This is a genomic window from Rhizobium sp. 62_C5_N11_2 (assembly GCF_051811185.1).
Classification (GTDB): Bacteria; Pseudomonadota; Alphaproteobacteria; order Rhizobiales; family Rhizobiaceae; genus Rhizobium; species Rhizobium leguminosarum.
In genome coordinates this window covers 4079892-4091615 of record NZ_JBPWPW010000001.1, presented here as the reverse complement: position 1 = coordinate 4091615, position 11724 = coordinate 4079892, and the positions used below count along the sequence as shown (strand labels likewise).

The 11724-nt window shown below is 61.5% G+C and carries 11 protein-coding genes; 5 read left to right on the top strand and 6 right to left on the bottom strand.

The annotated features are described in order from the left end of the window. Nucleotides 1-156 precede the first annotated feature (156 nt). Nucleotides 157-657, top strand: a complete 501-nt coding sequence (locus AB8B31_RS20110; protein ID WP_028734222.1) for a cytochrome b — start codon at nt 157-159, stop codon at nt 655-657. A gap of 12 nt (nt 658-669) precedes the next feature. Here AB8B31_RS20110 and AB8B31_RS20105 read toward each other — a convergent pair whose 3' ends face one another. Both AB8B31_RS20105 and AB8B31_RS20100 read right to left on the bottom strand, forming a co-directional pair. After that, nucleotides 670-1746, bottom strand: coding sequence for a TraB/GumN family protein (locus AB8B31_RS20105; RefSeq protein ID WP_028734223.1), 1077 nt, complete (start codon nt 1744-1746; stop codon nt 670-672). Nucleotides 1747-1928: 182 nt separating this feature from the next. Next, nucleotides 1929-2864, bottom strand: a complete 936-nt coding sequence (locus AB8B31_RS20100; protein ID WP_028734224.1) for a tyrosine recombinase XerC — start codon at nt 2862-2864, stop codon at nt 1929-1931. Between the two features lie 139 nt (nt 2865-3003). Between AB8B31_RS20100 and AB8B31_RS20095 the strand changes: the two genes are divergently transcribed. Continuing rightward, nucleotides 3004-3951 carry a GNAT family N-acetyltransferase gene (locus tag AB8B31_RS20095; RefSeq protein WP_028734225.1) on the top strand — a complete coding sequence of 316 codons (948 nt, stop codon included), beginning with the start codon at nt 3004-3006 and terminating at the stop codon, nt 3949-3951. Between the two features lie 16 nt (nt 3952-3967). Continuing rightward, nucleotides 3968-4465, top strand: coding sequence for a GNAT family N-acetyltransferase (locus AB8B31_RS20090; RefSeq protein ID WP_028734226.1), 498 nt, complete (start codon nt 3968-3970; stop codon nt 4463-4465). Here the strand turns inward: AB8B31_RS20090 and AB8B31_RS20085 are convergent. Genes AB8B31_RS20085 through AB8B31_RS20075 form a run of 3 tightly spaced genes read right to left on the bottom strand, consistent with a single transcriptional unit; the run spans nt 4446 to nt 7974 of the window. Next, nucleotides 4446-5378: a dihydrodipicolinate synthase family protein gene (locus AB8B31_RS20085; RefSeq protein WP_028734227.1), complete on the bottom strand. Its 933-nt coding sequence runs from the start codon at nt 5376-5378 to the stop codon at nt 4446-4448. The genes AB8B31_RS20090 and AB8B31_RS20085 overlap by 20 nt on opposite strands. A gap of 14 nt (nt 5379-5392) precedes the next feature. Beyond that, nucleotides 5393-6265, bottom strand: coding sequence for an amidohydrolase family protein (locus tag AB8B31_RS20080; protein WP_028734228.1), 873 nt, complete (start codon nt 6263-6265; stop codon nt 5393-5395). Next, a complete protein-coding gene (locus AB8B31_RS20075; protein WP_028734229.1) occupies nt 6262-7974 on the bottom strand; it encodes an IlvD/Edd family dehydratase in 1713 nt (570 codons plus the stop codon). Before AB8B31_RS20075 ends, AB8B31_RS20080 begins: the two co-directional genes overlap by 4 nt. Before the next feature lie 240 nt (nt 7975-8214). Between AB8B31_RS20075 and AB8B31_RS20070 the strand changes: the two genes are divergently transcribed. Both AB8B31_RS20070 and AB8B31_RS20065 read left to right on the top strand, forming a co-directional pair. After that, nucleotides 8215-9240 (top strand): Gfo/Idh/MocA family protein, encoded by a 1026-nt coding sequence (locus AB8B31_RS20070; RefSeq protein ID WP_018448172.1) that lies wholly within the window; start codon nt 8215-8217, stop codon nt 9238-9240. A gap of 117 nt (nt 9241-9357) precedes the next feature. Continuing rightward, nucleotides 9358-10029, top strand: coding sequence for a GntR family transcriptional regulator (locus AB8B31_RS20065; RefSeq protein ID WP_018243866.1), 672 nt, complete (start codon nt 9358-9360; stop codon nt 10027-10029). Nucleotides 10030-10090: 61 nt separating this feature from the next. On the opposite strand, the gene AB8B31_RS20060 is transcribed toward AB8B31_RS20065, so the two are convergent. Beyond that, the gene (locus AB8B31_RS20060; protein WP_128408480.1) at nt 10091-11719 is read right to left on the bottom strand and encodes a GH39 family glycosyl hydrolase; all 1629 of its coding nucleotides are present in this window, start codon (nt 11717-11719) and stop codon (nt 10091-10093) included. Nucleotides 11720-11724: the final 5 nt, after the last annotated feature.

The following is an 11724-nucleotide window of genomic DNA, read 5'->3' as shown; positions in this document are numbered from 1 at the left end:
TGATCGACCGGCCGGCTTGGCCGTAGAGCTGGGCTACGACGCGCGCCGGCCGGTCGACCATCCGACTCCGTTTGAGCCAACAGAATGCTTCAATCTAACCCGGAAAGGCTCTAGTTGTTGCCTATCGTTGAGTTCAGCATCCGTGAAGGTCCAGAAATGCAGCAGCCGTCCATCGTGAGTTACAGCCTGAGCCAGCGTTTTCTTCACTGGGCCGTGGCGCTGCTGATCTTCTTCAACCTGCTGTTTCCCGATGGCATGAATATCTGGCATCGGCTGATGCGCAGAGGCCAGGTACCGACGCCGGAGCAGATTTCGTCGGCGAATATCCATGCCTATGTTGGCATCGCCATCCTGCTGCTTGCCGTCCTCAGGCTCGGGCTGCGTTTTACCAAGGGCGTCCCGGACGAGGTCGCACAGGAGCCGGCGATCTTCCGTCTTGCAGCGAGGCTTGCTCATGCCGGCCTCTACATCCTGATCTTCGCGATGCCGCTTTCGGGCATCGCCGCCTACTATTTCGGTATCGATCCCGCCGGTTCGTTCCACGCGGATGTCTTGAAGATCATTCTCTGGGCGCTGATCGCGGCGCATGTCGCCGGCGCCCTCGTCCATCAGTTCTATTGGAAAGGCAATGTTCTGCGCCGTATGACGCTCGGCTGACCGCCAGCGGGTTCAGTTCACCGCGGTGACGGTGAAGCCCTGCTGGCGTAGCAGTTCGATGACGCCGTCCTTGCCGGGCAGGTGCAGGGCGCCGACGGCCATGAAGACGTTGCCGCCGTCGAGGATGGGGGCGGCGCGTTCGGCCATTACCTTGTTGCGGTCGAGGATGATGCGCTGCTCGAAGGCGGCATAATCGTTATTTTCGCCCTCTTCTTCGGGCGTCACGGTTTTCAGCATCGGCATGGTCATGCCGATGTCGCCGGAGAGGTAGAGATCGGTCATCGTCTCGACGACATCGCTCATCTTGTCGCCGAGTTCCAGCGTCTCGATCAGCGACTTCAGATGGAATTCGACCGGCAGATCGGCCATGGCCTGGATCTGTTCGGCGAGGGTTTCCAGCCCCTTGACCTGCTTGCCCTGAGCAACGGCGTCGGTGGCAATCTTCTGGTCGAGGAACTGCACGCCCTTTGCCTTGCGGGCGATTTCGCAGGCCGGCAGGGCGACGGCGCTCGAGATCATCCAGGGCCGCATGCGGGAAACGGCGCTGAGCGGGATACCGCGCTGCTTGAGGCCGGTTTCGAGGCGCTTGTAGTCCTCGGGAGAAAGCAGCTTGTCGATCGTTGTGCCGTCGGTGAACATCGTCAACTCCGGCTTTGCGAGCAGGGCGGCGGTCGCTTTCCGCTCATCGAGGATCTCGTCGGATTCGATGACGATCGTACTGGCGGCATCGTGGGCTGCCTGGGCGCGCGGTGGCAAGGCGAGCACGCGCGGATCGGTGACATGCATGCTGCCGAGCAGCCACGAAGGTGCAAGTCCCGGCTTCTCGACCTTCCAGAAGATGCCCTTGCCGTTCGGCGTGGCGTCGGCTTCCTTCAGCGCCTCGGCATAGCGGGCAGGGTCGTTCTGCTGCAGTTCGATCATCAGGTTGCGGCCAGTGCAGGCCACGTCTTCGGCCGCCGCCGGCCTTGCAGCCAGGAAAGCGACAAAGAGGGCCGCAAGAAGCAGCATGTGAAAGGCTGCGATCAGCCAGAGCAACAGATTGGCCGGCACTGCGAGGTAAGACGTCCGGCGGCCGATTGATGTCGTCATGATGGGTGTTCCGATCACATGCCTTGTGCGTTTCATGGTCTACGCCCGGCTTGCGCATATTCCTTTAAGAGAATGCGTTAACGAAAGTTAAAGTGCATCACATCAAATCGGATTCATGACGATGCGCTTTAAATCAACGCATCGTGCTTCCAAAAATCAATTCCGATTTCCGGGCCGATGCGCTAGGCGCGCGGATGCGCCCGATCATACACCTCGAGCAGCCGTGACGCATCGACTCCGGTATAGACCTGCGTTGTGGAAAGGCTGGCATGGCCGAGCAATTCCTGAATGGTGCGCAGATCGCCGCCGCCGGCAAGCAGGTGGGTGGCGAAGGAATGGCGCAGGGCATGCGGTGTCGCCGTCTCCGGCAGACCGAAGGCGCTGCGCATCTTCTGCATGGTGCGCTGGATGATCGCCGCCTGCAGCTTGCCGCCGCGGGCGCCGCGAAACAGCGGTTCGCCGCTTTCGAGATGGTATGGGCAGAGCGCGCGGTATTTCTCGACCGCGTCGAAAACCACAGAGAGCAACGGCACCAGCCGCGTCTTGTTGCCCTTGCCGGTGATGCGCAGCACCGTCGCGCCCTTCTGCAGGTCGGCGGGAGCAAGATCAAGCGCTTCGGAGATGCGCAGGCCGCAGCCGTAGAGCAGCGTCATGACAGCCGCATCGCGCGCCGCAATCCAGGGTTCGTCATGAAGTTGGGCGTCGTCGCTGACGACGGTGATCGCCTGCGTGTCCGACAGCGGCTTGGGCAGCGATTTCGGTTGTTTCGGCGAGCGCACTGCGCCGGCGCCGGCGGCGTTGACCAGGCCCTTCTTTTCGAGATGGCGCAGCAGCGAACGGAGACCGGCGAGATTGCGGCCGAGCGAGCGAGCGCCGGAGCCCTGCTTGCGCCGGGCCGCCAGGAAGGCGCGGAAATCGGCGGGGCGCAACTCCTTGATGTCGCGGAGCGTCACCGGGCCGGCGAGATGGCCGGTCAGGAAGGTCAGGAACTGGCGGGTGTCGCGCTCGTAAGCGTCGAGCGTATGCTCGGAAAGACGGCGCTCACGGGCGAGATTTTCAAGCCATGCGGCACGCTCCGTCATCAGGCGCGGATCGGCGATAACAAGCAGTTCGTTCACGTGGCTGGCCTTGATTTTGCCTTCAAGTCCGCCAATTTGGAGCAGGAACAGTTATGGAATTGCTAATGCCGGCCAAGCCTTTGTCATCCTTCGATCATATTGTACTGCGATAGCTTATACCCCATAGACAGGATCTTTCATGGCACGGCGCGATTCCATGACGGCTTTCGGACAGCTCGCGGAAGCGATCGCTCTCGTTTCACAGGGAAAGCCCGGTCATATCGTCGATACGCTGATTGCCGAACGCGGCCAGAGGATCGTGAAAAATCCGCTCTGGCCGGTCATGCGGCCATTCCTCTACACGCTGCTGCGTTACAACAAGGCGCTCGAATTCGCCAATGCGGTTGCCAAGATGCCGGGTTTCCAGTCGTTCGAATATCTGAGTGATGTGCTGAAGCTCGACATCGGCATCACCAATGGCGAACGCATCCCTGATACCGGCGGCTTCATCCTCGTCAGCAACCATCCCACAGGCATCGCCGATGGCGTTGCCGTGTTCGATCTCTTGAAAGCGCGTCGGCCGGACATGATGTTCTTTGCCAATCGCGATGCCATCCGCGTCAATCCGCGGTTCGCCGAGATGATCATTCCTGTCGAATGGCGGGAGGAGCATAAGAGCAAGCTGAAGGCGCGCGAAACGCTGCAACTGACCAACCATGCGGTGAAGGAAGGCAAGGCGACAGTGCTCTTTCCCTCAGGCCGCATCGCCTACTGGGCAAACGGCCGGCTGAACGAACGGCCATGGAAGACCTCGGCCGTCGGGCTGGCGCGCAAATACAATCTGCCGATCCTTCCCGTGCATGTGACGGCGCGCAATTCGGGGCTGTTCTACTGGCTGGCGAAATGGTCGACGGAGCTTCGCGACATGACCGTGTTCCACGAACTGTTGAACAAACGCGGCGACCGCTTCGATTTCGTGATCGGCAATCTTATTCCCGCCGAACAGCTAGACGGCGACCTCAACGAGGTGACGAAGGCTCTGGAGAAACATACGGTGCAGGATATGGCTGGGGATGGCGACGCGACCTTCGTCCCGGTCGGCCTGCCGGCGGCGATGCACCGCGAGGTTCCGGTTCCTGCAATCTAGAACCACCGGCATTGCCATGACAATCGATATCCGCACGTTCCGCGATCGATTGCCGCAGGAGATCGCAGATCTCGAAAGCGAGGCCCGGCAAGAAGGCTATCTCCATATCGCCCGCCTTATCGACGAATGGTCGACCGGCGCCGTCAGATTCGATCGTGACGGCGAAAGGCTGCTTGGCGCCTATGCCGAGGAGGCGCTTGCTGGCGTCGGCGGCATGACTGTTGAAACGGCCATGTCAGGGGCGCTGCGGATGCGGCGTTTCTACATCAGTCCCGCAATGCGCGGGCGCGGCATCGGCCGGATGCTTGCCATGGCTCTGGTTGATCATGCGTCGTCCTTCTGTACCGTCGTCACCGTTCATGCGGGAAACGATGGTGCGGCAAGGTTCTGGGAGTCGCTCGGGTTTCAGCCTCACGGACGAGATGGACATAGCCATCTGCTCGCGCTGCAGCACCATAACGGTGGTCCAGCGGCTTCGGATTTGCGCCAGTGTGTTACGCCCCGATCTCCTTGAGGCGGATGGCCTGGCGCGCCAACAGCCGCTCGACATCGGCAATATCGAGTGCGGAGAGCTTGGCGCCCGGCTTGCGCAGGGTGGCCGACTTGATCACGCCGCGCTTGGCAAGCACATATTTGCGCGAGGCAAGGCCAATGCCCTGCTGCTGTTCGTAGCGGGCGAGCGGCAGATAGGCGTCGAAGATCGCATGGGCGCGATCGGGATTTCCGCCTGCATAGGCCTCGACGACGCCAACCATCATCTCCGGATAACAAAAGCCGGTCATTGCGCCATCGGCGCCGCGGCCCATCTCTTCGGGCAGGAAAAGCCCGCCATTGCCGCAGAGGATGGAGATACGCCGCATGGCGCCCTTGTCGCTGGCGGCGCGAAGCGCGGTGATTTTCGATAGACCCGGCCAATCCTCGTGCTTGAGCATGACACAATTCGGCACCTCGTTGACGATACGCTCGATGACCTTAGGCGCGATGGTCACATTGGTGGTGAGCGGATAATCCTGCAGCACGAATGGCGTATCGCCCAGGGTCTCGCCAACCGACTGGTAGAAGGCGAAGGCCTGATCGTCAGTCTTGACGGTCCAGGGCGGCGCAACCATGACACCGGCCGCCCCCTCGCCCATAACGGCTTCGGCAAGTTCGCTCATCGGCGCAAGCCCTGGCGCCGAAACGCCGACAACGACGGGGAGGCGCCCGTCGAGGCGCTTCAGCACCCGTTGGACGACTGTCCGCGATTCCTCGGCGGTCAGCTTCGGGGCCTCGCCGAGCTGGCCAAGCACCGTCAGGCCGGTGACGCCGGCGCCCTCGTAGAAATCGACCATGCTGTCGATACTGGCGAGATCGAGCGCGCCGTCATCGGTGAAGGGGGTTACGGCGATCACATAGACGCCCTTGGCATCTTCGGTCAGTCTGGCCATTCGTACTCTCCAATTCAGCGGCCGAAGAACAGCGCCTCGGCATTTCGAACAAAAATCTTTTCGGCAATCGTGGGATCGTCAATGGCGGCCCGTATGGTCTCGATCAGATCGGCGTCATCGGGCATGCCGTCCCACAATTCGGTGTGCGGCCAATCGCTGCCCCAGAGCAGCCTTTCCGCATGGCTGGCGGCAAGGGCGCGGCCGACCTCGGCGAAACCTTGGTCATTCATGTCCTTCGTCAAACGGTAGGGCGCGGTGACTTTGACGTAGGCCTCGGCTCTGTCCATCAGTCTTTTCAGGGCATCGACATGCAACGATCTCGTCTCTCTGGCAAGTGGAATGAAGCCGAGATGGTCGATGACGAGGGGCAGGCGGATGCCGGACAGCGTTGCCGCAATATCGGGAAGTTGTTCGGGATTGATCTGCAATTGCAGCGACCAGCCGAGAGGGGCAATGCTTTCCGCCAGTGTCTTGGCGGCGGCGAGCGGGAGGCCACCCTTGTTGCGCGTATTGATCCGCACGCCGCGCACGCCGAGCCGATCCAGACGCTCCATCTCGGTCGCCGTGGTGTCAGGATCGATGACGACGATGCCGCGCAGACGATCTGGATAGGCGGCAAGCGCCTCCAGCAGCACCCTATTGTCGAGGCCATAGACGCTTGGTTGCACCAATACGCCCCTGGCGATGCCAAGACTGCCGGAGAATTCGATCCAGTCGGCAATCGTCGCGATGTCAGGCGTGTAGCTGCGTGGAGTGTTGAGCGGAGCGCCGGCGCGAAAGACGTGGAAATGCGCATCGACCGTGCCTTGCGGCAGCGCCGCCCGCGGCAGCCGCGTCAGCTGCCGGCGGGGCAGGCAAAGCGGCGCCTCCATATCAGCGGCACTCATCGCGCGTCGAGCTCCTCGCTTTGCAGGAAGTCGAAGTCGGCGCCTTCGTCAGCCTGGAGCACGCGCTCCTGATAGAGCTTGGCATAGCCGCGCGACGGGGCCGGGGAGGGCCGGTTGACGACATCAAGCATGCGGCGATCGAATTCCGCCTGGTCGATGTCGAGATCGATGCGCCGGCCCTCGACGTCGAGTCGAATGCGATCGCCGGTGCGGACGATCGCCAGCGGGCCGCCATCGGCGGCTTCAGGCGTGATATGGAGGATGATCGTGCCGAAGGCCGTGCCGCTCATGCGGGCGTCGGAAATCCGCACCATGTCCTTCACGCCCAGGCGGGCGAGCTTGCGGGGGATGGGTAGATAGCCGGCTTCCGGCATGCCGGGCGCACCTTTCGGCCCGGCATTGCGCAGAACCAGAACGTCGTCGGCATGTACGTCGAGATCGTCGCTGTCGATGCGCAGCGTCATATCCTCGACGGAATCGAAGACCACGGCGCGCCCGCTATGCTGCAGCAGATCCTTGGAGGCGGCGGATTGCTTGATGACGGCGCCGCGCGGCGCCAGATTGCCGCGCAAGACGGCGATCGTTCCGATCGGCTTCAACGGTTTCTCGACGGTGCGGATAATGGTCTGGCCCGGCTCATCGACGACATCGTCGATGATCTCGCCGATCGTTCTACCGTACACGGTCGGGGCGCTGGCGTCGATTTCGTGACGCACCGCCTTCAACAGAGCCGGAACGCCGCCGGCCTCATGGAATTGCTCCATATAATGCTGGCCGGAGGGCTGCAGGTCGACGAGCAGGGGAATGCTCCGGCCGAGCCGGTCGAGCTCGGCCATGTCGAGGCGCAGACCGAGGCGGCCGGTTATCGCGGCAAGATGCACGACGGCATTGGTCGAGCCGCCCATCGCCTGCAGTGCGACGAGGCCGTTGCGTATTGCCTGCGGCGTCAGGATATCGCGCACCGTCGGTGCAGCCTCATCCATGGCGAGACGCGCGGCGACACGGCCGGTCTCCTCGGCAAGGCGGACTCGTTCAGATTCGACGGCGGGTGCCGAACCGGCGCGGGGAAGGCAGAGACCCATGACTTCGGTGAGGTTCGCCATGGTGCTCGCCGTGCCCATCACCGTGCAGGTGCCGATCGAGCTGGCCAGCTTGTTGTTGACGTCGGCGATCTCGGCCTCGTCGATCTCTCCGGCGCGGAAGCGCCCCCAGAAACGGCGGCAATCCGTGCAGGCGCCAAGCCGTTCGCCCTTGTGGTGGCCGACGGCCATCGGGCCGGTCGGCAGGAAGATCGCCGGTATCTCGCTGCTGGCGGCCGCCATGATCTGGGCCGGCAGGGTCTTGTCGCAGCCGCCGATCAGGACGACGGCATCCATCGGCTGGGCGCGGATCATCTCTTCCGTTTCCATCGCCATCAAGTTGCGCAGATACATCGAGGTCGGCGAGGCAAAGCTCTCGTGGATCGAGATTGTCGGAAACACCATGGGCATCGCACCCGTCAGCATGACGCCGCGCTTGGTTGCCTCGATGAGTTGCGGCACATTGCCGTGACAGGGATTGAAATCACTGTAGGTGTTGGCGATGCCGACGATCGGACGGTCGAGCGCATCGTCCGAATAACCCATGGCCTTGATGAATGCCTTGCGCAGGAAAAGGGAGAATCCCTGATCGCCGTAACTCGTCAGCTTGCGACGAAGACCGTTCGACAAACCTGTTCCTCCCTCGCCAAATTGATCCATGGCCGTGGTATCAGCGTAGAGGGATACGGATGATTGTCAATAAATAAGATGGCGTCACTGTATCGTATTTTCGGATTTCTTCGGCGATCACCATAAATTACAATGGGAATCAGCGAAATTAGCACTTTTGTTCGACAATCAAACGATTGGCTTTTGCGATGAAGATGGATAGATTATTGATAAAATGAGATTGTATGCAGAGGAAGCGCCATGACGGGAACGAGACGACGGCGTATCGGCATTATCGGTGCCGGCTGGGTCAGCGCCTACCATCTGCCTGCATGGATGCGGCAATCGGAAAGAGCCGAGGTCGTGGCGCTTGCCGACCCGTCGCCGAGCGCCGTCGAAGCGCGGCTTGCCGCCTTCGATATCGCGCGCCACTATGCGAGCGCGCAGGCGATGCTGGATGCCGAGCAGCTCGATGCCGTGGATATCTGCGCGCCACGGGAGTTCCATGCCGAACTGGTGCGGCTGGCGGCGGAAAAAGGCCTCGACATCATCTGTCAGAAGCCGCTCGCACCCTCCTACGGCGAGGCTGTCGACCTGCTGGCAGGTCTTTCAGGCAGGGGCAGGTTGATGATCCATGAGAACTGGCGGTTCCGCGCTTATTATCGGCGGCTGAAGGCGTGGCTCGACGAGGGACTTGCCGGCGAGATCCGCCAGGTGCAGTTCGAATTCCTGTCCAGCGGCATGATCGCGGATGCGGAAGGAAAAAGGCCGGCGCTGGTGCGCCAGCCCTTTTTCCGGACGCAGGAGCGATTGCTGGTTATGGAAGTCATGATCCATCATCTCGACACGCTGAGATATCTTCTGGGCGAGATGGAGGTGGTGAGTGCGCGGCTTGAGAGGAGCAATCGCGATATAGTCGCGGAGGATGTCGCAAGCGTCGTCCTGCGCCGGACGAGCGACGGTGTTCTCGTCACCATCAACGCCAATCTCGCCGTGCATGGCGCGCCGCCGGCGCCGCGTGATCACTTACGCATCTTCGGAACACGCGGCACGCTCGAACTTAATGGCAATCTGCTCTCGGCTGAGGGTGCGCGGCAGTGCCGGGAGAACTTCGATCCCGACGAGACCTACCAGGGTTCCTATGACGCGACCATTGCGCATTTCCTCGACAGCCTCGATGGAAAGGTGGCGATGGAGACATCGCCGGGCGATAACATCAAGACGCTTGCTCTGGTCGAGGATATCTATCGCTTGAGCCGGTTCGACCCGGAACGCAATCCACTGTAACATGGCTCGCCGTTAGAGCGCCGCGCGTCCAGGACGCTCTATCACTTTAGATTGGCGCATAATCCCTTTCCGAAAATCGAATCCGGTTTTCGGGGTTATGCTTCAGAGGAGATGACATTGCAGACGCTCAACGAAAGCCGCGAAGACGGCATCGAGCATGATGATCTAAGCATTGCCCGCGCGCTGGAGGAGGACATCATTTTCGGGCGGCTGGCGCCTGGAACCCGCCTGACCGAAGACACGCTCCTTGCCCGCTTTCACGTCACGCGCCATTTCGCCCGGCAGGCGATCGTGCAGCTCGAGACGATGGGTATCGTGGTTCGCGAGCGCAACAAGGGCGCGACCGTCCGCTCGCTGACGGCCCGCCAGGTCCAGGAAATCTACGACGTTCGGGAACTGCTGCAACGGCAGGCAGCGCTGTGGATAAAGCTGCCGGCGCCCGAGGCGTTGATCGAGGAACTGCTGGCGCTGCACGAGGAGCATGGCCGCCACATCGAATCCGGCTATCTCAGGGGTGTGCACGAGGCCAACGATAAATTCCACCTGACGCTCTTCGGCGCCTGCGGCAATTCGCATCTGGTGCAATCGATCGAGCTCTATATGCGGCTCAGCCTGCCGGTGCGCGCCAATTCGATGTCGAGCAAGGAATCGCTGCGTATCTCGCACGAACATCACCGGCTGATGATCGAGATGCTGCGCGGTGGGGATAACTGGGTTCTCGCCCAGCTCTGCGTCGACCATCTGCAGCCGAGCAAGAAACGCTATCTCGCCTATGTCAGTGACAACTGACGCGAACCGGCCGCTTGAAAGGGAGCGCAATCTTTCGATTGCGCTCCCTTCGCCTACCGGCTCACCAATCGAGGCGCAGGAGAGACACGCCTTGACGCGGTAGGGAGACTTTGAGGGCGATCTTGCCGTCGTCGACCTTGACCGACGCCTCGCCGTCGATCTCGGCGAGTTTTCCCGAGGCTTCCAGCCTGGCATAGTCTTCGCCGGCCGGATTCTGCGGCTTGCCCATCGCCTTCCAGACGCCGAAGGCGTTGGAATGCTCCTCGTCCATCCTGAAATGCTTGAGCGAGGCGGACTTGTCGCCCCAGCCGTCGAGATTGACCGTGATGTCGGCGGACGGCCCGGCTTCGTCATCGTCGTGGTAGTGCCAGAGGAGAATGGAAACACCCTTGTCGTCGCGGGTCGCCACGACGTTGACATCGGGCTTGCCGCGCACGCCATGGCTCATGATATCCTCGATATCGCGGCGATAATCGCTTTCCGATTCCAGCCATTCGCCGCCGAGCTTGCCGAGCATGCGGAAGCCGTTGAGAACAGCCTTGTCGACGCCGTTGGTGGCAAGATCGCGGAAGCCGTCGAAATAGGGCTGGTCGTCGAAGAGGAAAGCCCAGGTCACCGCGCCTTCGATATGGATGTTGGCGCGTCTCGCCAGTTCGTAAGTGCGAATCATGCTCTCGACGACATAGACGCCGTAGAGTGGGCCGTTGCGATAACCGTTCTGCGGATGGACGCGTGCAGAGCAGGCCGCACAGCCTTCCGGATCGGATTCGCCGATCACCACGGGCAGGTGTCGGAGTTCCGGAAACTCGTTGATGATGGCAAGGTTCGTCTCGATGTCGCGGAGCTGCTTGTGCAGGCCCATCCGGACGTGGCCCTCGTAGATCACCGGATTGCCCTTGGCATGGAAGGCGAGGAAATCGATCGGCGACTTATTGTCGACCGCGTGCTTGAGGAAGGCACGCAGGAAAGTCTGGGCCTTTTCGTTGGCAAAGGCGCCGCAGGTGTGCGGACCGCCGACACGGGCATTCGGCAAGGCACGCTTCAGGGCCTTGGCGCTGACATCATACATTTCGCAGAATTGCGGTATGGTGCCGGTCCAGTAGTGACCGTCCGGCTCGTTCCACACTTCCCATGGCCAGCTTGAAACGACGGCCTCGCCATATCTTTCGGCCAGATGGCGCGCCCATGCTTCGATCAGGTCAGCCCATTTCTTCAGATCCGTCGGCGGCGCCGTCCAACCGGTGGTGATCGTTGCGTATTTCTCGGCCGGCTCCCATTGGTGGCGATAGGGACCGTCGAAATCGGAGAGCGCCTCAGGCGTGAAACCGATCTGGATCAGCGGAATGTTGCCGGCTTCCACATAGGTGTCGAAGATCTTGTCGATGATCGTCCAATCATAGACCGGATTACCGTTCGCATCCTCGGTATAGGCATTGGTCGAACCCCATTTGAGCGCAGGCAGGCCGTCGCCGCTGGTCAGAAGATTGTGCGCACGGATGCGGGGTGGCTCGGGGCTCAGCTCGGTGAGTTCCTTGAGCAGCTTCCTGCCGTGCGGGGAGTAGGTGTAGTTCGGCTCGTCGTAACCGAACCAGTTCCACAAGGGTTCGTATTTGCCGGTTGGCCGGTTGGCGTGAACGGAGATTGTCACGTCATAGGGGCTGCTCATCCTGGTGTCCTCTTGAACGGTCATGCCAA